At 48.2% G+C, this 22,986-nt stretch carries 33 protein-coding genes; 17 read left to right on the plus strand and 16 right to left on the minus strand.

Going from position 1 to position 22,986, the window contains the following annotated elements; all coding sequences use genetic code 11:
• Nucleotides 1-6: 6 nt before the first annotated feature.
• The 4 genes from KNP96_RS05655 (at nt 7) to KNP96_RS05670 (ending at nt 3,924) form a co-directional block, all read left to right on the plus strand.
• A complete protein-coding gene (locus tag KNP96_RS05655; protein WP_214769405.1) occupies nt 7-1,632 on the plus strand; it encodes an ABC transporter substrate-binding protein in 1,626 nt (541 codons plus the stop codon).
• 159 nt (nt 1,633-1,791) lie between these two features.
• Nucleotides 1,792-2,952, plus strand: coding sequence for a globin domain-containing protein (locus tag KNP96_RS05660; RefSeq protein ID WP_214769408.1), 1,161 nt, complete (start codon nt 1,792-1,794; stop codon nt 2,950-2,952).
• 173 nt (nt 2,953-3,125) lie between these two features.
• Nucleotides 3,126-3,299 (plus strand): DUF6440 family protein, encoded by a 174-nt coding sequence (locus KNP96_RS05665; RefSeq protein WP_214769410.1) that lies wholly within the window; start codon nt 3,126-3,128, stop codon nt 3,297-3,299.
• Between the two features lie 61 nt (nt 3,300-3,360).
• On the plus strand, nt 3,361-3,924 hold the full coding sequence (locus KNP96_RS05670; RefSeq protein ID WP_214769412.1) for a GNAT family N-acetyltransferase: 564 nt from the start codon (nt 3,361-3,363) through the stop codon (nt 3,922-3,924).
• Here KNP96_RS05670 and KNP96_RS05675 read toward each other — a convergent pair.
• The gene (locus tag KNP96_RS05675) at nt 3,910-4,413 is read right to left on the minus strand and encodes a DNA topology modulation protein (RefSeq protein WP_214769414.1); all 504 of its coding nucleotides are present in this window, start codon (nt 4,411-4,413) and stop codon (nt 3,910-3,912) included. The genes KNP96_RS05670 and KNP96_RS05675 overlap by 15 nt on opposite strands.
• A gap of 249 nt (nt 4,414-4,662) precedes the next feature.
• Nucleotides 4,663-5,862, minus strand: a complete 1,200-nt coding sequence (locus KNP96_RS05680; RefSeq protein WP_214769416.1) for an MFS transporter — start codon at nt 5,860-5,862, stop codon at nt 4,663-4,665.
• Between the two features lie 209 nt (nt 5,863-6,071).
• On the opposite strand from KNP96_RS05680, the gene KNP96_RS05685 reads away from it, so the two are divergent.
• Both KNP96_RS05685 and KNP96_RS05690 read left to right on the plus strand, forming a co-directional pair.
• Nucleotides 6,072-6,374 carry a hypothetical protein gene (locus KNP96_RS05685; protein ID WP_088836975.1) on the plus strand — a complete coding sequence of 101 codons (303 nt, stop codon included), beginning with the start codon at nt 6,072-6,074 and terminating at the stop codon, nt 6,372-6,374.
• A gap of 337 nt (nt 6,375-6,711) precedes the next feature.
• Nucleotides 6,712-7,233 (plus strand): hypothetical protein, encoded by a 522-nt coding sequence (locus tag KNP96_RS05690; RefSeq protein ID WP_214769418.1) that lies wholly within the window; start codon nt 6,712-6,714, stop codon nt 7,231-7,233.
• Nucleotides 7,234-7,337: 104 nt separating this feature from the next.
• On the opposite strand, the gene KNP96_RS05695 is transcribed toward KNP96_RS05690, so the two are convergent.
• A complete protein-coding gene (locus KNP96_RS05695; RefSeq protein WP_214769420.1) occupies nt 7,338-8,102 on the minus strand; it encodes an SDR family NAD(P)-dependent oxidoreductase in 765 nt (254 codons plus the stop codon).
• 82 nt (nt 8,103-8,184) lie between these two features.
• Between KNP96_RS05695 and KNP96_RS05700 the strand changes: the two genes are divergently transcribed.
• Nucleotides 8,185-8,580, plus strand: a complete 396-nt coding sequence (locus KNP96_RS05700; protein WP_214769422.1) for a MerR family transcriptional regulator — start codon at nt 8,185-8,187, stop codon at nt 8,578-8,580.
• Here the strand turns inward: KNP96_RS05700 and KNP96_RS05705 are convergent.
• Nucleotides 8,577-9,653, minus strand: a complete 1,077-nt coding sequence (locus KNP96_RS05705; protein WP_353048312.1) for a threonine aldolase family protein — start codon at nt 9,651-9,653, stop codon at nt 8,577-8,579. The genes KNP96_RS05700 and KNP96_RS05705 overlap by 4 nt on opposite strands.
• A gap of 127 nt (nt 9,654-9,780) precedes the next feature.
• On the opposite strand from KNP96_RS05705, the gene KNP96_RS05710 reads away from it, so the two are divergent.
• Together KNP96_RS05710 and KNP96_RS05715 are read left to right on the plus strand one after the other, a co-directional pair.
• Nucleotides 9,781-10,452: a hypothetical protein gene (locus tag KNP96_RS05710; RefSeq protein ID WP_088836970.1), complete on the plus strand. Its 672-nt coding sequence runs from the start codon at nt 9,781-9,783 to the stop codon at nt 10,450-10,452.
• Between the two features lie 200 nt (nt 10,453-10,652).
• Complete coding sequence (locus KNP96_RS05715) at nt 10,653-10,949, plus strand: hypothetical protein (RefSeq protein ID WP_088836969.1); 297 nt, start codon at nt 10,653-10,655, stop codon at nt 10,947-10,949.
• Between the two features lie 63 nt (nt 10,950-11,012).
• Here KNP96_RS05715 and KNP96_RS05720 read toward each other — a convergent pair whose 3' ends face one another.
• The 6 genes from KNP96_RS05720 to KNP96_RS05745 form a co-directional block, all read right to left on the minus strand.
• Nucleotides 11,013-12,155, minus strand: coding sequence for a GGDEF domain-containing protein (locus tag KNP96_RS05720; protein WP_214769425.1), 1,143 nt, complete (start codon nt 12,153-12,155; stop codon nt 11,013-11,015).
• A gap of 109 nt (nt 12,156-12,264) precedes the next feature.
• Nucleotides 12,265-12,543 carry an SPP1 phage holin family protein gene (locus KNP96_RS05725; RefSeq protein ID WP_251135735.1) on the minus strand — a complete coding sequence of 93 codons (279 nt, stop codon included), beginning with the start codon at nt 12,541-12,543 and terminating at the stop codon, nt 12,265-12,267.
• Nucleotides 12,480-13,172: a M15 family metallopeptidase gene (locus tag KNP96_RS05730; RefSeq protein ID WP_214769427.1), complete on the minus strand. Its 693-nt coding sequence runs from the start codon at nt 13,170-13,172 to the stop codon at nt 12,480-12,482. Before KNP96_RS05730 ends, KNP96_RS05725 begins: the two co-directional genes overlap by 64 nt.
• A gap of 21 nt (nt 13,173-13,193) precedes the next feature.
• Complete coding sequence (locus tag KNP96_RS05735; RefSeq protein WP_214769429.1) at nt 13,194-13,997, minus strand: helix-turn-helix domain-containing protein; 804 nt, start codon at nt 13,995-13,997, stop codon at nt 13,194-13,196.
• A 144-nt stretch (nt 13,998-14,141) separates the two neighbouring features.
• The gene (locus KNP96_RS05740) at nt 14,142-14,342 is read right to left on the minus strand and encodes a hypothetical protein (protein ID WP_088836965.1); all 201 of its coding nucleotides are present in this window, start codon (nt 14,340-14,342) and stop codon (nt 14,142-14,144) included.
• 15 nt (nt 14,343-14,357) lie between these two features.
• Nucleotides 14,358-14,537, minus strand: coding sequence for a hypothetical protein (locus KNP96_RS05745; protein ID WP_088836964.1), 180 nt, complete (start codon nt 14,535-14,537; stop codon nt 14,358-14,360).
• A gap of 179 nt (nt 14,538-14,716) precedes the next feature.
• Here KNP96_RS05745 and KNP96_RS05750 point away from each other — a divergent pair, with 179 nt between their 5' ends.
• Nucleotides 14,717-15,829, plus strand: coding sequence for a GGDEF domain-containing protein (locus tag KNP96_RS05750; protein ID WP_088836963.1), 1,113 nt, complete (start codon nt 14,717-14,719; stop codon nt 15,827-15,829).
• 13 nt (nt 15,830-15,842) lie between these two features.
• The gene (locus KNP96_RS05755; protein ID WP_088836962.1) at nt 15,843-16,100 is read left to right on the plus strand and encodes a hypothetical protein; all 258 of its coding nucleotides are present in this window, start codon (nt 15,843-15,845) and stop codon (nt 16,098-16,100) included.
• Between the two features lie 77 nt (nt 16,101-16,177).
• Here the strand turns inward: KNP96_RS05755 and KNP96_RS05760 are convergent, their stop codons facing one another.
• From KNP96_RS05760 to KNP96_RS05770, 3 genes are all read right to left on the minus strand, one after another.
• Entirely contained in the window at nt 16,178-16,369 is a 192-nt protein-coding gene (locus KNP96_RS05760) for a hypothetical protein (protein WP_214769431.1), read from the minus strand.
• A gap of 141 nt (nt 16,370-16,510) precedes the next feature.
• The gene (locus KNP96_RS05765; RefSeq protein WP_214769815.1) at nt 16,511-17,305 is read right to left on the minus strand and encodes a cytochrome c oxidase assembly protein; all 795 of its coding nucleotides are present in this window, start codon (nt 17,303-17,305) and stop codon (nt 16,511-16,513) included.
• A 3-nt stretch (nt 17,306-17,308) separates the two neighbouring features.
• Entirely contained in the window at nt 17,309-17,779 is a 471-nt protein-coding gene (locus KNP96_RS05770; protein WP_088836960.1) for a DUF2243 domain-containing protein, read from the minus strand.
• Nucleotides 17,780-18,006: 227 nt separating this feature from the next.
• Here KNP96_RS05770 and KNP96_RS05775 point away from each other — a divergent pair, with 227 nt between their 5' ends.
• From KNP96_RS05775 to KNP96_RS05795, 5 genes are all read left to right on the plus strand, one after another.
• A complete protein-coding gene (locus KNP96_RS05775; protein ID WP_088836959.1) occupies nt 18,007-18,549 on the plus strand; it encodes a hypothetical protein in 543 nt (180 codons plus the stop codon).
• Between the two features lie 49 nt (nt 18,550-18,598).
• Entirely contained in the window at nt 18,599-18,817 is a 219-nt protein-coding gene (locus KNP96_RS05780) for a PLD nuclease N-terminal domain-containing protein (protein ID WP_088836958.1), read from the plus strand.
• Nucleotides 18,818-18,970: 153 nt separating this feature from the next.
• A complete protein-coding gene (locus KNP96_RS05785; RefSeq protein ID WP_088836957.1) occupies nt 18,971-19,414 on the plus strand; it encodes a MarR family winged helix-turn-helix transcriptional regulator in 444 nt (147 codons plus the stop codon).
• A complete protein-coding gene (locus KNP96_RS05790; protein WP_088836956.1) occupies nt 19,411-19,836 on the plus strand; it encodes a MarR family winged helix-turn-helix transcriptional regulator in 426 nt (141 codons plus the stop codon). The genes KNP96_RS05785 and KNP96_RS05790 overlap by 4 nt, the downstream gene beginning before the upstream one ends.
• A 22-nt stretch (nt 19,837-19,858) precedes the next feature.
• On the plus strand, nt 19,859-20,242 hold the full coding sequence (locus KNP96_RS05795) for a hypothetical protein (RefSeq protein ID WP_214769434.1): 384 nt from the start codon (nt 19,859-19,861) through the stop codon (nt 20,240-20,242).
• Between the two features lie 246 nt (nt 20,243-20,488).
• Here KNP96_RS05795 and KNP96_RS05800 read toward each other — a convergent pair whose 3' ends face one another.
• The 3 genes from KNP96_RS05800 to KNP96_RS05810 form a co-directional block, all read right to left on the minus strand.
• Nucleotides 20,489-20,653: a hypothetical protein gene (locus tag KNP96_RS05800; protein ID WP_214769437.1), complete on the minus strand. Its 165-nt coding sequence runs from the start codon at nt 20,651-20,653 to the stop codon at nt 20,489-20,491.
• Between the two features lie 145 nt (nt 20,654-20,798).
• Nucleotides 20,799-21,158 (minus strand): DUF2178 domain-containing protein, encoded by a 360-nt coding sequence (locus KNP96_RS05805; protein ID WP_214769439.1) that lies wholly within the window; start codon nt 21,156-21,158, stop codon nt 20,799-20,801.
• Nucleotides 21,159-21,222: 64 nt separating this feature from the next.
• Nucleotides 21,223-21,900 (minus strand): glyoxalase, encoded by a 678-nt coding sequence (locus KNP96_RS05810; protein ID WP_214769442.1) that lies wholly within the window; start codon nt 21,898-21,900, stop codon nt 21,223-21,225.
• Nucleotides 21,901-22,013: 113 nt separating this feature from the next.
• Between KNP96_RS05810 and KNP96_RS05815 the strand changes: the two genes are divergently transcribed.
• Nucleotides 22,014-22,880 (plus strand): alpha/beta fold hydrolase, encoded by an 867-nt coding sequence (locus KNP96_RS05815; protein WP_214769445.1) that lies wholly within the window; start codon nt 22,014-22,016, stop codon nt 22,878-22,880.
• The last annotated feature ends 106 nt before the right edge of the window (nt 22,881-22,986 follow it).

Below are 22,986 nucleotides of genomic sequence, written 5' to 3' on the forward strand. Positions count from 1 at the left end.
CAACTGATGGAAACGTATCTCTTTACGTTATGGAAAACCTGTCGCGACGGACACTATACGATCCAGCAACTCGCCGATACGGTTCATTTGAGTCCGAAACAATTCAAACGTTATTTGAAGCGCTGGCAAGACGACGGTTGGCTTGATTATACGAGTGGTCAAGGGCGGGGACATTTGTCGGAGCTCGTCTGGTTGCGGCACGTCGAGCGCGAACTGGCCCGTCAGCTGCTCGAGCGGATCGACCGGGAATCGATTGACGCCGTGACGGAACAGCTCAGTTGGGACTGGTCCCCTGCTCAGACCGGGCGGTTCATGCGGCGGCTCGAACAAAAATTTGGTTATGTCCAAACGGCATCCGACGCTTTACTCATTCCGCGGAAACGGCCCTTCTTGACGGCTCATCCGCTCGAAGCAGCCGATATCCATAGTGCCCACCTCGTCCAAAATGTCTTTAACCGCTTGTTTTGGATTGATGAAGACTGTCTGCTTAAAGGGGAACTTGCCCATCACTATGCTTGGCAAGGCAACACCTTGTCGCTTTATTTACGAAAAGACGTCCGCTTCCACGACGGTTCACTGATGACGAGTAAAGATGTCACAAAAAGTTTACGGGAACTGATCGCCTTTCCTGCTTACGCCTGGTCGTATCGCCACGTCGAACAGATTAAATCGAACGGACCGTACCGGGTCGACCTGATCCTTGATCAGCAACGGAACTCGATTTTACCGAAGCTTGCGACACTTCACACGAGCATTCATAAAGAAGGAATCGGGACCGGTCCGTTTCAACTGACGCAACAGGATGATAAAAAAACCGTCTTACAGGCGTTCGCGAATTTTTACGGCGTCCGGGCGTTACTCGACCGGATCGAGTTCATCCAGATGCCGGACGCCTACGATCCGGTTTACCGGACGTCGTTATCGGAATCGAGCGCAACCGGGACGATTGCCACCCAGTCCGGATTCGGCTTGATTTTCTTGAATCCCCGTCCGGGCGGCGCCTTCGAAAGTGAGGAGGCGCGGCACTACATCCACCGTCTGATTGCTTCCGTCCGCCCCTTTATCACCGAGTTCAACGAGCGCGGTACACCGAACGTCCGCGGCTTTCTCGGTGAGTTTAGTCAAGAATACGTCGTTCCCGATGGACCACCCGTCACGTTCGACCGGCCGATCCGGATTAAACTGACGGACTTTACGGAAAACGTGACGTACTGGTTATGTGAAATGTTCGACCGCCAACGCATTCCTTATGAATTCGTTCCGGTCGGATTCAAAGAAAGTATCACCGACCTGCACGCTTTCGCCGACATCGATCTCGCGATCCACGCGGAAGTGTTCGAGCGCAACTTGACGGTCGCGTTCCATCAGTTCTTAACGAATGAATATTCTCCGCCGGCCAAGCTGTACCGTCAGATGCCGGAGATGGAACGGCGTATCCAACTATATGACGACACACCGTTTGAAGACTGGATGCTGCTCCACCAGTCGTTCGAGCGCTACGTCATCGACGCCTCCTATTTCATCCCGCTGTTTGATGATACGCGACTCATTCCTTATCCGATCGAACTGCAGAACCTCGTCATCGATTCGTTCGGTTACCTTGATTTCTCAAAACTTTGGATTCCGACTTGACCGCTGACACTAGTCAGTGGTTTTTGTCCGTTTCTTGACGAATCGATGGCACGTTTGTGACAAAATTCACTTTCATTTTTAATCTAGTATTTTATATGTTGTATTTTCGGACGAAAGCTCTAATACTGTGGGAGAACGAACTGAAAAGGAAGTGGTCATATGTTAAACGCAACAACGATTCAACTCATCAAGTCGACCGTCCCTGTTCTTGCAGAACACGGACCAGCGATCACCCGTGTCTTTTATCAACGCCTGTTTGAACGGCACCCGGAGATGACGCACATCTTTAATCAGACGAACCAAAAAACAAACCGTCAGTCGCAAGCCCTCGCTCACGCCGTCTATGCGGCAGCTGCGAACATCGATCAACTCGACGTCTTAAAACCAACGCTCCTGCCCGTCCTACATAAACACCGGAGCCTGCAAATCAAACCGGAGATGTATCCAATCGTCGGGACAGAACTGTTGCGCGCGATTGAAGAAGTTTTAGGCGACGCAGCAACTCCGGCAATCATCGACGCGTGGGGACTCGCCTATCAGGAAATCGCTGATTTGTTCATGACGCTTGAAGCCGAACTTTATGCACAAGACGAACAGGCAAAAGGCTTCACTGGATATCAGACCTTCACGGTGACTGCAATCACTGAAGAAGCGTCGGATATCAAATCGTTTACCTTGCAGCCAACACATGCCTTGACGTTACCGGCCTTTACACCCGGACAATACGTGACGCTCCGAATCAAAACGCCGGCAGGACTGTGGCAAAACCGGCAGTACAGCTTAATCAATCGCCCTGGTGATGCGTTTTACACGATTGCCGTCAAACGCGACGGAAGCGTGTCGAAGCAATTGCATGACGCAACAAACATCGGCGATACGGTCCTGCTCAGTGCACCTGCCGGTACTTTTGCGTTACCAACCGGTCAAGCACCCGTCGTCCTGTTCGCTGGCGGGATTGGTCTGACACCCTTGCTCGCGATTGCCGATGCAGCACTTGCGGCAAGTCGGTCCGTCACGCTCTACGTCGCGATTCAAGATGACCGCGACCGCGCCTTTTCGACGCGTCTCGCAAGCCTGGAAACAGCCGGTGCAACGGTCATCCGTTATGCGGAACGGCATGCACAAACAGGGACAACTTCCGGTCGATTGACGGAAGAAGTCATTCAAAACGTCGACAAGTCTGCAATCGCCTTCGTCTGCGGACCGGAAGCGATGATTCGGTTCGTCGCGTCGAACTGGCAAGGAGCGACGGAGCAACTGCATTACGAAGTATTCGGACCAGTGCTTGCGTTTGAGGCGGAAGCCGTCGGAGCAAACTAATCGAATAATCGACTGAAAAAAGACCGTTTCGACTGTGATTTTCGCAGTCAAAACGGTCTTTTTCCTTTCAAATTCAGTTATCTTAATAGTAATAGCGCTATGTCCGCTGAAGAATTTAATTTTTATGTTTGTTTCTGGCTACGCAGCTAAAATAAGAAGGAGACGAGTACAGTATGCGTGATAAACGGTTCGTGTTGAAATCAAAACAACACCTCAGTGGAGGGATTATCAAAATCGTCGTCGATACGCAGACCGGCGTAAATTATTTGATGACAAGCGGTCTCGGGGTGAGCGGAATGACACCCCTTTTAGATCAGGATGGTAAGGTAGTCGTCGATAAACGTTAAGCTTCTTTATTTTTATTTTGCATGTGTGTTAATAAAAAAACTGACCATAGGAGGATTTAACATGCAACTACATCAGGAACGCATTCACTTACGTCCATTAACAATAAAAGACGCACCTCTACTGCTAGCAGCATCTCAAGACGACGAAATCCGATATGTGACGGCAACTAAAGCAATCTTTACATTAGAGCAAATTCAACAGCACATAAAAATTATAAACAGCGATTCAACACGATATGATTTTGCAATCTGTCTCAACAGTAACAATAAAATGATAGGAGAATTGTCTGTTTTTGAGATAGATCAAGAAAATAAGCGAGCAGGATTTCGAATTTCCATGAGTTCATTGAAATTAACAGGAAAAGGTTATGGTTCGGAAGCTTTACAATTAACGTTGCACTTCGTATTTAACAAACTACGATTGAATCGACTTCAACTTGAAGTATATAGTCATAATGCAAATGGGATAGCAGCTTATAAAAAAGCAGGGTTTGTAACGGAAGGTATACTCCGTGAATCGATAAATTATAATGGGGTTTATTTTGACGAACTGATTATGTCCATGCTCAAAAGTGATTATGAAAAACTGACTAACGCAAACCAAATTGCATCAAAGCTGATTTAAAAACGCCTGTACGTCACGCTTCGATGACAAAATGACGACGTTTTTCTCATGTCGCACTTCGTCAAGCTGGCGTAAGACACCCGGTCGCCGCGCTTTCGGGTACTGCCAGACCCACTTCAGGAACTGCCAGCTGAATTGTTCGATGCAGCCTTCCCCCATGTCCGGCCGTGTCCGGTTGCGGTACTTCAGATTACGTTTGATGACCCGGTACGCACAAACGGTCCGCGGCATGTCGAGAAAGATGACCGTATCGGCGGCGTCAAGCCGCATCCCGAGTGTTCCGCCGTAGTTTCCGTCAAGGATCCATTCCGGTTGTTCCATCAACTGCCGTTGCACCTCTATTTGCTCGTCCCGCGGGACGGCAACCCAATTCGGTTTCCAGAACAACGCATCGAGATGTGACACCTTAATCCCGGTTTGTTCATGCAATTGACGTCCGAACGTCGATTTCCCCGAACCGCCGGAACCGATGATGATGATTTTCTTCATGATTCTCCCCCTAAAATTTCGCAATAAAAACAGACTGCCGGCTTACGGCAGTCCGTTCATTTCTTCATATTATTCTACTTCAATTCGTCGCCATAACAGATTCAACAACACCGTCATCCCACTAATCGGAATTAAAAATAACAATGCTATCATCATCAGACCATCCATCGTCGCTATCCCCTTTTGTTCTTCTTTTATTAAGTGTACTGCGAAAGAAAGCGCTTGCCCTCCACCTTAAGACCGATTTCCTTATCCTGCCTTGTCCTGACTGATATTACTAGCTGCGTGACGTGATGTAAGCATCAAGAATACGGCACCGACCAGTCCTGAACCGCCGAAAAACAGAAAAACGTGTTCGATTGACAGGAAGGTCGTCATATAACCGGATAAGACGTAACAGACCGCAGAACAAAGTGTCGAGACGGCGACCATCGCCGAGCGGACCCGTCCGAGCAGTAAATCCGGCGTCGTTTGCTGGAGCAGCGTCGAAAACGGAATTCCGAATAAACTGAGGGCAGCACCCAGTAAAAAGAGCGCGGTGAAAGCGAGCGACACGGTATCCGTCCAGCTGAGGATGATGATAAAGAGGCCTTGTAACAACACGGACAGCCGGAACAGTCGACTGTGGGCGACTTGTTTCGCGAACCGGGCATAGAGCAGCGACATGAGAATGCCACCGATGACGAGGGCGAGTTCCAGTACCGAAAAGGTTTTTGCTCCGCCAGCGACGACGTCTTTCGCGAACGGCGCGAGTAACGTATTCGCGGGTGTAATCATCCAGTTGGCGATGACGGCGAATCCTAAGATTTGCATCAGTTGCCGGTCTTGTTTTAAGTACGTCAGTCCTTCCGTCAACGCGTCGATGTACCGGTTCTGTTTCCCTTCTCCCCCGGGTGCAGCAGGCTTGATGGACAGGAGCAACAGCCACGCTGCGCCATGCAGGACGGCTTCCATCAGTAAAATCGTCTCGATGGAAAAGCTCGCAATCAGCACGCCGCCAATCAAGAGTCCGCTTAACGTCCCGATTCGGTCGAGTGTACTCAAGTAGGCATTCGCGACCGGTAGACGGTCTGCTTCGACAAGTCGGACCACGACTTTGAATGCCGTATTTCCGCCAATCGTCTGTAAAACCGTCTGAGCAATCAATAATGCAATCAATAGTCCGGTCGAGCCGGAAAACAGTTGCAAGCCGATTGCTGTCAAAACTAATAATCCCGTCCGGACGGCAACCGTCCCCTTGAGTAAGCGGACCGGGTCGACACGATCAATCAACGGACCACTAAAGGTCGCGACGACGAACCGTGTCAAAAAGACGGCGCCAATCAACAGGGCAAGCTGAAATGCCGTCAACCGTTCTGCACTCGTCCAGTAGATGGCGATATAGGAAATGCTCGCACCGACGACGGCCAACAAATCAGACAGATAAAAATAGCGAAACACCTTAGGCACGTCGTTCCCTCCTTGATGAGATGTAACTCGATGCTTCATTTTACACTTATTTACATATCCTGTCGAAATGTTTTTTGACTTTTACAAATTCAAGACGGGGCGACATCTGGATGTCATCTAGAAGTCAAATTGTTATGTAGTTCTTACGGGACTGTAACGAGGTTTCACCATCCCTTCCTTTATACTGAAATAGAAGGAGGTGACGATCCATGAAAATGTACACACGTATCGATCCGAACGACGAAGCAACTGAAGTTCCATCAGAAACACGGCTTGGTTTCTATTTTTTACTGATTGTTTTACCGCTTGGTTTAGCCCACTTGGTTCAATCGCTCGTTCCTTCAACGGATCAACACCACTTGTTGTCGTTATCACTACTTACGTTTTTAGCAGTTCTGTTGTTTGCGATTCTCGGACATAAACATGATCGAAACGCAAAAGCGACGTTTTTCAGCTATGCCTTATTCTTAGGTGTCAGCTTACTTTCGACGCTTGCGATTCCAATCATTTAACTTTAAAAAAACGCCATTCCTAGTTTTAGGAATGGCGTTTTCAGACTGTGGAAAACGAGGAATTTATACGGGGAAACCAACGAAAAAAAGACGCTTTTTAGGAGGTATTGTCTAATATCATTTTGTCTTCATAGTCAAACACTGCTCCTCGTTTTGGGGATGGCGTTTAATCTGTTCATTAAGACATCATGGTTGCAACCGTTCATCGCTTTGAAAGCAGCGTAGCTCTATCTAAAAAAATCGCTACAGCGACGAAAATACACTTTGATTTTGTTCAAATTGAGATATTACAATTAGTGGGATATTGATACATTCATAAGAAAGGATGCGCATCCCGTTGCATGAAAGTACTCTAAAAGAACTTAGGCCAAAAAAAATCGATTATGTCGACAAGATGATGGTCAAGCGGTTTCAGACCATTCCCATCGATAAAGACGACGAAAAAATTGTCAATGTAATGGACGACCCTTTTATACCGCCTTATGAGACGATTTGTGGCGTTTACTGCATCTATCGGCGATCCATCCTGGATGTATTGCGTGGGCGTATTATGTCGTTCGAAAGCTACGAATTCAAAACGGCATTTACTGCCGATAAATTAATTGAAGAACAGCATGTGGAAGATGTTCTCGATTTTGCAACATTTGTCGTGATCGCTTCCGCGGATAAGGAAGTGATGTCACATTACTTTATCGGCGGCGACTGCGAAAAACTCAACAGTATCTTAAACGTGTGCTCCGGTTATCCTAAAGGAACGAATATAAAAACCTTCTCTCATGCGATTCAACGCTTCAAGAAGGATATTACGATAGTCGAAAACATGGGGTATCTGGAAAATATAGTGCACGAAAAGGCATAGGCATTTGACTGACTGTCAAATGTGAGTGTAAAACGAACCCGCTTCAACAATTAAACGCAAAAACCAAGCCTCCGCATTAAAAGCGAAGGCTTGGTTTTTTACAATTAGTTCGAGTTCGCGCCACCGACGTACGTAAAGAGTGGTCCGCGTAGCTGGAAGGAATAATCTTCCGCATTGACGATTCCGACGATTGCATCACTTTCGAGCAATTGATCGAGGAACGTCGCCATTTCTGCCGCTGTATGATACTGCGGGACGTTTTTGCTGTAGTCGAATCCTGCCTCCCCGCGTGAGCGATCCGCGAATTCGGTTTCCGTCGCTGCCGGTGCAAGAACTTTCGCCCGCAACTTCGCACCGGATTGTTGCAATTCCTGCGCGAGACCTTCTGTGTAGGCACTGACATAGAACTTCGTCGCACAATATGTGACCGCATTCGGAACGATCCGGTAGCCGCCGCCTGACGAGACGTTGAGGACGGTTGTCCCTTCGACGTTATGATGGTCACGGACGTAGAGACTCGTCAGGACCGTCAACGCTTCGATGTTCAAACGAAGCATCTTCTCGATTTTTCCGATTTCGATGTCTTTGACGTTGTCGAAGTCTCCGAATCCGGCGTTGTTGATCCACGTCTCGATTTCAAGGTGCTTGACGTCGTCATACAACTGATGCACGTTCGCCATCTCCGTCAAGTCGACTGAATGAAGGATGATATCAAGTTCCGGATAGGTCTTCAGTAAATCGTCCCGTAACGCTTCGAGCTGATCGCTCCGCCGGGCGACGAGGACAAGCGACTTTCCTTTTGCAGCGAGAACTTTCGCCGTCTCAAACCCAATCCCTGAACTTGCTCCTGTAATGACCGTATACTTCATCTGTTTTTCCCCATTTCGTTTTGGTATAGTGAGAGTCTACTCCTTCGAGTGAACTCTAAGTCAAGCAGAAAAGGTGATGTTGATGTATTCCATCTCAGAAGTCAGTCGATTGACTGATACGAGTGCCCACACGATTCGTTATTACGAAAAGGAAGGACTGCTGTTTCCGGACCGGACGGCAAGCGGCGTCCGGCAGTACGATGACAAGCGCATCGACTGGCTCCGGTTCGTCCTCCGCCTGCGGGCGACACACATGCCGATTGACCAAATCCGGCAGTATGTCGTGTTGTTCCGCGCTTCTTCAGACGATCACGATACGACGCTTGATCGGCTCGCCCTGCTCGAACAGCACCAAGCCCTTGTCCGGGCGCAGCTTGCCGAATTACAACTGACGGAACAAATGATCACTGAAAAAATCAGCAGCTACCATCGCCTACATCCGTCCATTCCCGGGAAACAGCCTACTCAATCCCGTTAAGCTGAAAATTCTGCCGTCAAGCGGGTGATCAACTGTTCGAACGCCTCGTTTGAGACGGCGTCGAAGGCGTCACCGAAACTGATTTCCGTCGAACAGTATCCGTCGTGTTCGACGAGGTATCCGACGAGTCCAAGTCCAAGTTGATCCTGGATGTGCGCCAATCGTGCAGCGACGTCTGCCATTTCACCATTAAAGTGGAGGTGGAACATGTTTAAGACCGGAACGCGCGGTGTCGTGAAAATGTTGTCGATCGTGTTCAACCGCTCGGCGGCGTACTTTGCCTGCTCATAATAGTGCCCCATCCGGTCCTTGCGTTGCTCATAATAATAGTCGGACGAAATGACATAGGGATAGAGACTGATCAAGTCGCCGCCATAACGTCGTTTCCAAATCCGTGCTTCTGTCGTAAACGCCTTCGGGCCGGCAAGGATCGCACCAGCAATCCCGCCGAGCCCTTTATAAAATGATAAGTAGACGCTGTCGAACAAGCTCGCGACGTCGCTTGCCGGTTTGTCATAATACGGCAACAGTTCCAGCAAACGGGCACCGTCAAGATGAAGACGGATTCCCTGCTCCCGGCAGTAGGCGACAATCGCTTCTAACGCGCTGAATGATGGCGCGACACCACCGAGTTCGCGGTTCGGCAGTTCGAGTAGTAGGCAGGCGATTTCCGGTAAGGCTTTGATGTCGTCTAGCGTCATCATCTTGTCCCGTTCACCGACGAGGATCGGCTCGATCGGATGAAGCTGCCGTAAGCCATCCTGTTCATGCAGCTCTAAGTGACAAAGCGGGTGGTAGGCGACGTGCCGGTTGTCCCGGTCATCGGACCAAATCCGTAACGCGATTTGCTGCGCCATCGTCCCGCTCGGGAAAAAGACGGCCGATTCATGCCCGAGCAACGCCGCGATTTTTTGTTCGAAGTCGTTGATGACCGCCCCGTTCCCGTAAATGTCACTTCCCGTATCGTCAGCGACGTTCAGCAAGGCTTCTTTTAGGACACCGACGTTCCGCTTGCCGTGTCCACTGACCTGCTGCCGCGCTGCTTGAAAACTTCTTCGTAATTCTTCCATCACAAAAAGCCCCCTATTATTTTTGTAAATAATGACTATATTTTGAAAAAACAAATAACAGACTGTACTTCTTTTGCTATACTCTTCCTAAAGATTCATCCCATTCAGGTTGAGAGAAAGGAGTAAACCGGTGCCACAGTCATTTCGTTTAAAAGTTTTTTTGTACATCAGTCTGACGTGTTTCCTTGTTTTATTTGCCCAATCCGTCCTCCCGTCCGTATATTTTTCGGCCTTATCACTTTTACATAAAACAGCTGATTCTTCGTGCGTAGCGCGTTGCGGCAATCAAGGCGATTCGTCCATCATTTCCAGTATCGAATCGTTCAACGTCGACCGTGGTGCCGTCGTCGACATCGAATCGATCACGCCGGAAAAACCGCTCTTTCGGACGAGTTTCGACTCTTCCATTTCGGCTCCACCTTATATTCTCATCTTAATCGTTCTAAGCTTCGCGACGCTCGCCTTTTTTTATTATTATATCAAGATTTACCGACCAAACCGGTTCCAACTCGCGGGGTTCGATTATGAGCATCACGTCACCGTCATCATCCAGCCGGATCATGATGTATCTTCCGAGCTGATTCGCGAACATATTCAATTTTTTAATTTTCGGCTACCGAAACATTTACAACGTTATGGTCATGAAACAATCACGGAATGGTTCAAACGAATCGGTTTCCCTTCCCCCGTCGATCCAGGTTATTTCGAGGTCCGTTACGGCAACAAATGCCAACTCAAAGTTCATCAATTTACGTTTTTCAAGCAAGCGACCGATGATTTTTTACGTAAACAACACCTCTAAACATTAACATTAACGAAGCAGGGCGTGAGCACGACTTCCGCCGCTTCGTTTTTTATTTTTCGACTGATCATCAAATTTCATTTTCTGTCGCTTTTCTGATATTTTCCGATAAAACTGGGTAATAACTACTATATAAGGCAAGCCGATTTTTTTATCCAGGTTTGGACAGGTTTTTTCGCAAGAGAGCGAGGTGAAACGGGATGATTTCAGCACAGGAAGCATACTTTATTAAAAATGGGTTGAATGAGCAATTTGAGGACCCCCGAATCGACTGCGATTTTTCTATTTTCTCGCTCGAACCATTTCAACTCCTGTTACACGTACATGATGCAGACATGGATGAACTGAGTACCGAGATCCGTTATGGGCTAAGTCGTAAAATCCGTTCACAGCTCCATCAACTCGATGCTAAACTGGGTGGAACACCGATCAACGTCGTGTTTGTGGTTTCTGCACCGTTAATCTCCGACAATTCGTACTGTGTGATTTTACATTGAATTTATTCAAAAAAGGCAACAGCTTCCGCAGAAGCTGTTGCCTTTTACGATTACGATCCATATTCAACTCGCATCGTGACGGACGAGCTGATTTTTCCCCGCTGCTTTTGCCGCATACAGTGCCATGTCGGCGCGATCAATTAAATGAATCTCCGTTAGCGCATCATCCGGCTGAACGGTCGCCATCCCTAAACTGACACTGACTTGGCACAGGGGCGCATACCGTTCATGGGGTAACTTCAAGTCGAGAATCCCTGTCCGGATCCGCTCGGCGACAAGCTCACCTTGTGCCGATTGATCCGAGAGAATGACTGCAAACTCTTCACCGCCGTACCGGGCGACGTGTCCGAATGGTCCAGCCTGCTTCTTCAGGACACTCGCGACCTGTTTCAGACAGGCATCCCCTTGTAAGTGCCCATACGTATCGTTATAGAGTTTAAAGGCATCGACGTCGAGCAGGATGAGCGTCACTTCTGATGCGGAAAGCCGTGCCTCTTCAAAGACACGCTCGAGGTGTTCGTCGAACGCCCGCCGGTTCGGGATCCCCGTCAAACTATCGTGCAGCGACCGGCGAATCAACGCACGTTTACTGCGTTCGAGCCGAAACGTCTGCAAAAAGGCGAACAAAATCAAGACGGCGACACTTAACACGATGACGATGACCCATTTCGCAGAGGAGGAGGCCGCTTTTGACCGGTTCGTCGCTGCCATGACAATCTGTTCGATTTCAGCCCGGATTTTAATGTCGATCTGGCGAAATTGATTGATGTACGCCATGCCGTCATAACGATTCCGCTCGGCTTCGATCAGATTGTCTTGTTGAATATACATAAGCTGCCGTTGATAAAAGGCATCGGTCTGTTGCAGGAGCGGCACCGCCTCCTCTTGTAAAATCCGGCGCATCGTCAGGTCAAGATCGTCGAGCTGCTCTAACGCTTCAAGCGACGCCTGCAGGTTCGCGCGCGTCGTCTGGAATTGTTCGAAGTCTTGCTGACGTCGTTCCAGGTAATAGCTCCGCACCGTTAATTCTTGATCGAGCAGTAAAGGAAACAATTGGGATGCTGTATTCGAAATCGGAATCGCTTCTGCAAGAATCCGGTCGTTCTCCCGCTCGATATTAGAAAACGCAGTGTAACTCCAAATACTTGTAAACATCAATGAAAACAAAGCCGTCATTAAGAACCATTGCAATGCGGAAAATTTCACGTCCAGTCAGACCTCTCTCTTTATACGCTCTCGCAAGAATCGAGAACGATTCAATTCATCACCTCTTTATCGGCATCTCGACTTCAAAGTATTAGTGTTCATCGCACATTCAGTCCGTCGGAACACTGCGCTTGAGTTCGTCAAGCAACGCTTGCGCCTCTTTTGCGGCCCGGGTGACGTTATTGTTTTTCCACCAAGCGACGAGTGTACCCAAAATGCCGACGAGCGTCGTCACTGCAAGATCGACGGCTGTCTCTGCAAATGGTAGCGGATCATACCCGCTCGCAAGAAGCGTCAAATTGACAATCGAATAGAGGGGGACGATCAGTCGCAGGGCTGCTGCATATCGCTTCGTAATCCGCGTCCCTCCTGAAACAAATGACGCCATGTTACAGGGCCAACGATTCCGTCGACTGTGATTTTCACCTGTCGCTGAAAGTCTTTGACGGCACGCGTCAGACCGTCATCAAACCGGCCGCTCGCCGGAAGACGTAACTTCATTTGAATCAAGCGAATCGTCTCCTTGTCCTGACTCCCTTTCGCTAGAGCACGTCCTAGATAAAGCGGGGCAAGGTGCGGCTTCTTCTTCCCGTTGACGGCGTCGAACAGTTGAAAGTGCGGATAATCCCGAAATGGTGTCCAGTCCCCGCCCCATTCCATCTGTCGCTGCTTCATCGCCGCGACAATCCGTGACAACCGTTTGTCCGGTGGTGCTAAAAATTCAGCGCGTGTTCCGTCAGATGAATAACAAAAGAGATCGACGGCGACACCGAAGTTATGATTCGACTGTCCCCCGCGCGCGTAGGTGACGATTTTTCCGGGGCGTGTCCGTCCTACAGCATACAAGGCATCCTGTTCCTGTTTCGTCCGGTAGCTTTGCGCGACGCCGACGTAAATCTGTTGTTGTGCGAGTTCTTTGATGACGCTCCGCGTAATCGTGACGACATCCGCGTCCATTCCCTTGACGGATAATTTCCGATCGGCGCGTTCGAGTAACCATGCTGTGCTGATAGTCATCTGTGTATCCTCCTTTATTTTTTAAATCAATTGGGCGAGCAAGTCCGTCAGTTCGGCTTCTTCCGGGACTGACGCCGTCCAAGCCGCTCGTCGCTTTTCTTCGAACAGCCGCTGCTCTGTCCGCTCCATTTCGACCCAAGCCGGTAATACGGCTGACGAACGGTGCTTCGTCGGCTTCGTCCGTGCCGGTCGTTCCGCCCGTCTCGATTCATGACGGTTGATTTGTTCACCTGACGTGATCTGACGCGCGTGTAACTGATCGATGACGGCTTTGACGTATTGCCACTTGCGGACATTCGCCGCTGCCGCTTGCTCAATTGCATGGACGACGACGTCATGACTCGTCTTTATCACGGCTTGCGCCAGTTGCTGCTTGATCCAAGGGGAGGTGCAGCCAATTTCTGCTTCGAACAACGTGAAGACCGATGACGCCGTTGAGGATGGTTCTTTTTTTAAAGACTGTTTCTTCAAGACAGGTTCTTCGTCGTCACCTCGCGCCGCCCCGGTAGTCGGCTCCTGCTCCCCCGGTAGTCGTACCGCGTCCGGAACCGGTCGGACGTGATATTCATTTGATGTTTGTCCACCGTGTTGATTGAAGCGTTCCTCCTTTTCAATCAACCCTTTTTCAAGTAACGATGCAAGACACGCTTTGACGGTCGTCTTGCCGCACGGGACGGCGTCCGCAATCGTCTGGTGCGACGGAAAGGCACTCCCGGATGCTCCGGCATAACTCGCCAAAATCAAATAAATCATTTTTTCATGAACCGATGAAAACTGTTGTCCGTCGCGCAGGACACGGTGCTCGACTTGTACATAAGGGTGCATCGCTCGTTCCTCCTTTGATATGCAAAGGAGGTTCGCCTCCTTTCTCTTAAGGATTAACAGGACCGTTTCGACAATTGTTCGAAAAAAAATAAAAAAACGTGCGTCAGCTGATTAAAAAATCAGTGACACACGTTTCGTTAGTCTTCACTCGAACCAGAGACTAAACAATAAGGGCAGCAGTCCCGCGAGTAACACGGCCCCGATCGACGATGAGACGGTCGCGAACACGAACAGTCCTTTTGAGATTTGTTGCCGGCGGTAAGCGATTGATCCCGCCCGGATGATCGTAAAGAGCATCCCACCCGCAATTAAAAATGAACCGATAAGAATGATGAGTTGTTCCAAGATACTACCTCCATGTTACTTAAATATCGTTAAGATAAACGGTAAAGCGAGCAGCACAATCGCTGTCGTGAAAACGATTTTGTAAGTCGCTTCCTGATCCGTGTTCCGCTTCTTTTTTTGTATGTAGACGACACCATAAATAATTGTGACGAGCATAATCAATATGGCGAGTAGTGAACCAAGTGTTGTACTCATCTGTCTCCCCCCTTTTTCAACTAATATTACGAAAAGGAGGAAGAAAAGGTTTCAGGTTGAATTATATTGAATAAAATTATCTGGTGTATGAAAAATGTACATATCCAATGGTTATCTTTTATTGACAACTTTTGTCAAAGTGGTAATGTGAAAGTATCATGTGCAAGGATGTGAAAACCATGTTCATCGTCGAACTGCTCGTGAATGCCTGCATTGCCTTCACAGGGTTTTATATCATCTCGAAAATTATCCATTCCACCCATTTTGAATCTTATGTCGTCAAGTCAATCATCGTCGGCCTTTTGACTGGGGCACTGGGTGTTTTATTGATGTTCAAGGGAATCGCCGTCAATGAGACGCTTCGGATGGATTTGCGTCACCTCCCACTCGTCTTGCTCGCGTTTTACGGGGGGCGCTTCCCGCTCGTTATCGCAACACTGATCATTGCCTGTTCCCGCTTCTTGTTCGGGGTGACGGAACAAGCTATCGTCGGCTTCACCGCCGTCCTTTGCATCAGTTTCGGGATGCTTGCGCTTCACCGGAAACTGCTCAATCGGCCGTTTTTTCAAAATGTCTCGATGAACGTCTGGGCATTATCAATGATCACCATCGCCGTCTTGATTAATTTAGGTTGGGGTCAACCTGCCCTCACCCTCCTGCTATCGACATGGACAATCGGTTTGGTAGTCGGTATTCTGTCCAGTCTGCTGACGCTCGATTTTCAACTGTTGAACCGGCAAGTCGACATTTATAAAAAGTCAGCCGAAGTCGATCATTTGACCGGTCTCTACAATCGCCGGGTTTGGGATACTCGGACGGCAGGACTTGAACAGGAAGGTCGGATTTACAATATTCTCGCGCTCGATATCGACCACTTTAAGCACGTCAATGATACATACGGGCATGGCAATGGTGACCTCGTCCTACAACAGTTCGCGAACATTCTGAAAGAAGAAACGCGTCCGCATGATTTTACGGCGCGGATTGGCGGCGAGGAGTTCATGGTCTTAATCTATGATTTAGCACCGGAAAAAGCGACCAAAGTCGCAAACCGGATTCGTCAACGAATTGCTGCTGAGCACTTCCAAATCGATGGATTCCCGGCAATCGATGTGACGACATCGATCGGTGTCGCCCACGGGAAGAACATTCATATTCAGCGGATGAGTGTCATCGCCGACGAAGCGTTGTATACCGCTAAGCAGCAAGGGCGTAACCGGACGATTTTGTTGGATAGCGAAAGTGAACAACATGTCGCAGCAACTGCGAGCCGGGAGACGGTTCGCTCTTGATCGGAGGTAAAGTATGCAAGAGAAAAAACTTGATTTCATTACGACGGCAGAAGCGATTCTATTCGTCAGTTCACTGTTCATGTGGATTTACGTCGCCCATACCTTTGTTTTTATCGATTCCTTTGCCTCGTTGTTTTTCATGCAATCGTGGTGGCTTCTGTTACCAGTCATGACATTCCTGATGTTTTTGACATCGTTCATCAGTCGCCGGACAGCGTGGCGCTGGAGTAATCCGGAAACGGAAGAGTTGAACGAAAAAAGAAAAGCCTGACTGAGACAGAACAGGAGCACGAGCATGTCCGATTACTTTGGACGACGCTTGTGCTCCTTTTCGCATGCCCCGACGGACTAGTCGCGGGATTTATGTACTTTTCGATTAAAGAAATATTCAATCGTAATCAAGACGAAAGCAACACCGGTTAAGAGGACGAACGCCAGCAAGGAATGGAGCAGCTTTTTATCGACAGTAACGTACATTGACAAATAATAATTGATCGTGACAATCAATCCGAAGTAAATCAGGTAACGCATGTATTTCATAGTGGTTCCTCCATCTAGATTACGACATAAACCGAAGAAAGAATTCGCTTATTGCAAATTTCTTCTCCAGTTTTCGTTACGGCTGGTGTTGCCGTTGATTCTTATTATGATGTGGATGTTCGAACGAATATAGCATCTTCTTCATTCCTGCCTCATTTCCAATGTTTCTGACGCTTGTAAACGCGGCGCCGTCGCCTCGTACCAGTGATAACAAAGAATAATGATGAGCGCGAGATCAACGACATCTCCCCCGTAATACATCAGCATGGCCCCTTGTTCCGCTTCCGCCTTCCCCACTCCACCGGGTGGATGAGCGTAGAGATATTTCGAAAGAATCTTATGCCCCGCCAACGCCAGTATTAAAATACCCGCCCGGTAGACGTGACTGTAGCGGTGCGGCGTCAAATCGATATAGATCAGGGCACTTGTAAACAAGTAACCGGCCAGGAAGACGTGGAGATGAATCAGGGCATAGAGTGCAGTCGACTGATGCATCATCGGATAGAGTCCTGTCGTATAAAGCAGGTACAAGCCGCCGATGTTTAAAACCGTTGCCGTCATCGGGTGCGTCAAGAGACCAAGCGGCTGACTGTTCAAGACGCCCGTCACCCGTCTTGCCGCCTGCACGGGTAGCGTCCGTAACAATAACGTCACCGGCTTCGCAAACACGAGCAGGAGTGGTGCGAGCATCCCGAGTAAGAGATGCCCCGTCATATGTCCCGCGAAGTTCATGTGTGTCCAGTCTGCAACCGGACCGACGAGCGCAGCACCGGCACTCAGTATCCCGCTTCCCCAAAACACGTACCGATGGATTGGCCAGCGCCGGTAGTGATTGTTCGTTTTCCAGGCGGCAACCGGATAAACGAGAAGTAAGGCGAGCACGAGGAGCGTCACACTCGTTTCAAAACCGTTTCCCATGCCTTCATGCGTATGCATCACTTATTTCACCTCCTCTGTCGTCCGCAGTTGTTTCCCGGTCTGCAGGAATAACACAATCCCTCCCGCTAAAATAAGCGCAGCGATTGCATTCCAAGCGATATCATACGGAAGAAGTTCCACACCGTAACGAATTTGATGAATTGCGAAGACTTTATGATTGATCAGACCATCGTACAATTGGAAAAAACCTCCGCCGATCATCACACCACTGATCCACCGCTTCATCCAAAAGGCGGATCGTCTCCGTAAGTCCGCAACTAGAAACAGGGCTGCCACTGTCGCGAACCAACTGAATGCGTGAAACAGACCATCGGAAAACAGTCCGACCGCGGTCGTTGATTTGTCATAAAAATGATGCCAGCCTAACAATTGGTGAAAAATGACTTCGTCTAAAAATGCGACGAGACCCAGACCGAATAAAAAACCGGACCCGAGGTTGCGCAACGCATAACGCTGTTGATTTTTCTGCATGAACGGACACTTCCTTTTTTTAGATATACACTTCAACACGAATTTTCCCTCTTACAGGTGTGATAAACGTATATCTTCCAGGAAAATGACCGCCTGGAATGAAAAGATGCTTTCCCCCTGTCCATTTTTTTGATTTTGGTTAAATAATATTAATACCGTTCCTTTTATAATTTTTCCAAAAAGTGTATATTCAAAGTACTAGTCAAAAAGGAGGTTCCACGCATATTATGAAATTCATCAGGACACCCCGGAGGCCTGCACTAAAATGGATTCCCGAAAATGAATGGCCGGATGTATGCAGGAGCCGCTCCCTTACGATTCAGGATCATCCACAGGAATCTTTAATAGGACTGGCTTACAACAACGAAAATCAAGTCGTCCAAGTTACTCGCAATGTACACAAGTTAGATTTTATCTATTACGTCACGCTATTAGAGAATCCGCAAACGACCAAGTCGCTAATCTCATCCCGGTCACACATGACGATTGAATATACTAAAACGTATCATTGTAATCATAAAGAGGTTGCAACCTTTACGTTACTTGACGTCCACGTCCGCAAAGAAGGACTCGGCGAACGTAACCTTCTGTTAGAAGCTTTGATTAATGATGTACAAAAACGTCATCTTTATTATCGAATCAGCGGTGACTTTGAAATCGTCACGCATCATGGCCAAGTATCGACAGATTGTTTTACCCGGTACGGTTTTCAATTACATCAAAATGCATTGATCCTTCAAAATTTCAATGCCGAACTTTTTGTGACGTAACGATCTGATGATCAACGTCAATTATTTTTGGAGAGTGCGGTGACACACTATGAATCATATTCAATCATTTTTACAAAAAACGATTTATTTGACGGGGTTTTGTTTACTCGCCGTCGCTTGTATCGATTTGTTTAAGCGTCAGCAGACACGTGGACCGAAGTGGGTTTGGGGTCTCACCATTTTCAGTGTCAATTACATCGGCCCTCTCCTTTATTTAGCTTGGGGCCGTCACCCGGCAGACAATGTAAACAAGCAAAGCGCCGATTAAAAACACATCGCTATACAACGCCTGTCCTGCTACTGGAACAAGTATTGTACAGCGATGTGTTTTTTCCAAAAATAAGAGCTAGTCCCGCCCCCTTTTTTGTGTTATTTTGTATCTAATCAAATCGTACTATCACTTTAAAACAAGAGGTTACATATGCAACCCAATACAGAGACATTATCGATCGCATGCTGGAACACGATTACGACGTACCACAATCATCAAACGAAACAAGTCAATGCCTTCTTAAAGACGTGGGACCTCTCGCACACGATGTTCGAGGTCTTGCGCTGCTTAAAGTCGACGACGTGTACAAGTCAAAAAGAAATCGCCCGCCTGATTCATGTCACGGACGGGACGATCTCTCAAGGGATTAAAAAGCTGTTCGCCAAGCGACTGATCGAAAAACAACGTCACCGCAAGGTCAACTATTTCCATCTGACACCGGCTGGAGAACGGTTTTTAAACGAAGTCTTACCGAAGTACGAACGTTTTCAAGCGAATCAATTTCATGCCTTGACCACATCGCAACAACACGCGTTACATCAACTTGTAATGCAGCTCCATAGTACACAACAACAGGAAGGGGAAGTTCGATGAATCCACATGCTGCCTTTTCATCGATTGGACACTGGCAATCGATCCAACGCATCCACAATCGTTACGTCAAAGAAGTCAATGATACGTTAAAACAATGGGAACTCTCACGTTCTCAATTCGATATGCTCTATACGTTGTACCAACTAGAGAGCGCGACACAAAAGTCGCTTGAGACGACACTCGAGCTCTCGAGCGGATCGATTTCACAGACGCTTAAAAAACTGATGCAAAACCGACTCTTAACCCGTAAACGGATTGACCGTGAAAAACGGATCGTTCTGACGGCGGACGGGGAAACACTCGTCCAGGCATCCGCGCCGGTCATCGAAGTCATCGACGAGCGTTACTTTCAGTCCTTTACGAAAAACGATCATCAAACGTTTGATCAATTGTTGAACAAAATGCAAAACAGTCAATTTTGATAGCAAAAGGAGGCCGGCCGGCATGATTCTCAGACACTACACCCATCGTCAGTTTTTACCGGCAATCGTTGCCCGGGGCGGCATCTCTACAAACCTTCACACGGAAAGTCCGCATAGCGGTTATTTACTGTTTGAGCTGAACCCTATAACAAATCAACTCGCACAGACCGTCCATCAGTTCTATTCGAACTCAGAACCCCCTTGGGACGAGACGGATACGGTCGTCCTCGACTTTGACTTCGTCAAACTGCAGGCTGCCGGCATCGAGGTGCACAAGACACCGCATCACTTCGCTGACGACCTGGCGCCGAATCAACCTGCGGATTCTTTCCGCTTCGTTCAAAGCTTCTTGTCGCTCGGTTATTTAACGGAAGCGTCACGAGAGCAGCTGTCGGAATACTATTAGAATGCGATATGACTAGCTGACTTAGAATGGAAAGAAGGAATTGCCATCGTCATAGATGCGCAATTCCTTCTTTTTTCGTTCTATATTATCAGATTGGCCCTCAGGCAATAGTCTGAATGGGCCACTTTCTCAGGTTTGCCACTACAAGAGTGAAGCCTAGTTTACGTTTCATCTTCGGTTTTCCTCATAGAAAAATACCCTCGAAACCGTGCTCTGTTCCAGCCTCAATTCAAATTATTTTAAGACTTATTTTTTAGCAGTCGACAATACACCATCTGCAGTAAATTTTACAAATGCACCTACACAAATGGCTAGCATTACTGCACCTGCTTTTGTCTCATATGTACTCGTAAAGAATAATACAGCCGATATGATGATCGCTACGATGGCAGCCATATAGTATTTATTCAAAACCATCTTCTCCTTTCAATGTACCTTCACTAAATACATTACAAATACGTTGTCAATCAGTAAACGTCCGTCCGTCGCTAACGGTCGCCAAGCGTTCGGGCATTAGGAGCTTGCTAGCGTCGTTTTTAACAATTTTTAATCTTTACTACATAACGCGTTTATACAAGAACAGCATTGCCGTGTACGTAAGCATTTGCAAGCTAAACATGATCAATAACGCCGTCATGACATGTTGAATGAGATTAAAGTGAACGAGCGCTAAGAGAGAGAACGCATACACAATACTTAAAGCATAAGATGTACTGCCACTTTTCGACTGGACGGACCGTTGCCGCTCATCAACCGAATCGTTCTTCGGAAAAACTAAATCAACCGTTAACTGGGTAATGCCCGCTAAAATTAAAGCGATGCTGAGCGTGTCCGGTCCTTCAAATACAGCTAAGTATCCTCCATACAACAGAAAAGCAGCAGCTAGAAAACGCCTGAACACATTGACTCTTTTCATGATTCACTCTCCTCTTTTAGACGTCATTAACATATTTTTAATCGCGTAGACACCGTTCTACCTCTTATTTACGATGCAGCACACCCTCCCGATCAAGTCGGACATGCATCTGATTATCGATCTCTAACTCGAGCGGACTCGTCAGCGCTATTTTCGGTGAAAATAACCACGGCCGTCCGGCGCGCCCGAGCAACAGATGGGTTCCGTCTTCCGCTTCTCCGAGGAAGTTCAGGACATCCGGTTTGATCGGCTGAAGATCCCGCCGAACGATACCCAGTTCAGCAAATCTTGCCCCGACACCGGCGACGTCCGGCGTCGTCACGTTCATTTCACCGATATCGAGTATATCCTGTACGCTAAACGTTGAAAGCGACTTATCCGGATTGACATCACGCCGGGCAATCAATTCGACGACGTTCTCGTCCGGATCGTAAAAGTAGACGGAATGGGCATCGATGTTTTCGAAATAGATTTCGTCCGCACCGTCCTCGATCAATAACGGTACGTGCTGCTGCAACCAATTCTTCGCCAGCTGAAACGCATCTCCCGGAATATTGAACGCAAAGTGATATTGTTTCTCTTCCTGCATCGTGTCCTGTTCAAACCGAAGCTGACTCGTTCCGATTTGGACCGCAAAGGATGTTTCCGTTTCCTCGACGAGCGGAAAACTAAGTGTCCCAGTGTAAAAGTCCTGCATCGGTTTTACCTGATCCGTCCAAAGTGTCGCAACTGTAATTTTCATTCCGCATTCCCTCCATAGTGTTTCCCTTCAATTTCTTAGCTTCAGTATACAGTAAATGATGTATAATAATGGTTAAAAAGTAAGAACTCACCTATCGAAACGGAGGAAGTCAAATGAAACGGTATAACATTGAATGCGCAGGTACCTCTACACAGGTCACCGAATGGGGCGAACCGGACCGTCCGGTGATTTTTTGCCTGCACGGCCTCGGCGGAACAAGCCTCAGCTTCATTGAACTGGCTGATTCCTTGAAACATGACTACCGGATTGTTTCGATTGACGCCCCGGGTCACGGGAAAACGGCACCGTTCACGGACGAACGTGATTATCAGTTCGCGCGCTTTTCTAACTGGTTGAACCAACTGTTTGAACTTCTACAAATCCAAGATTTCTATTTTCTCTCGCACTCCTGGGGCAGTTTCATCGCGCTCTTTTATCAGAAGGAACAGCCGGAGCGGGTCCGCGGATCGATTTTGATTGACGGCGGGTATCAGAGTAAACGGTTGCGTGGCACACTCCTCGAGCAGGAAGCTGCCTTTTACGAGACCGACTTCGAAGAATCGGTCGCAACACTCGAAGCGTTTTTAGACGTCGCTGTCTATGGACCGAAGATGCGCCGGTCGCCGTTACTTGACTTGGCCGGACAAGATTTCGTCAGGATGCAGGACGGACGGTATTACTGGCATGCCCGTGCGAAAACGGCGCGTGCGATCCTGGCGGCAATGTATCAGGACGAAATTCTCGACTTCCTTGACGACGTCCCGGGAGACAACGTACTGTTGCTGCGGGCGACGTTACCCGTCTCGGATGAACCGTTCCGCCAAGAAGCGATTGCCATCTGGCAGGAGAAAACCGGTGGGACGGTAATATCTGCTCCGTCGACTTCCCACATCTTGCACTGGGATGATCCGGAGGTTGTCCTTGAAGCGATTCGGAAAAACTGGTCAACGGATGATGTTTCCGCCCCCTTCACGAGATAGATGACATGGAGCTAATCATGATAGCTTGCACAAAAACAACAAGAGACGTCCCACGCCGAGCATATGCAAGGCATGGACGTCTCTTCTTACGTGACCTGCTGTTAGG

Source organism: Exiguobacterium sp. s133 (assembly GCF_018618595.1).
GTDB classification, from domain to species: domain Bacteria; phylum Bacillota; class Bacilli; order Exiguobacteriales; family Exiguobacteriaceae; genus Exiguobacterium_A; species Exiguobacterium_A oxidotolerans.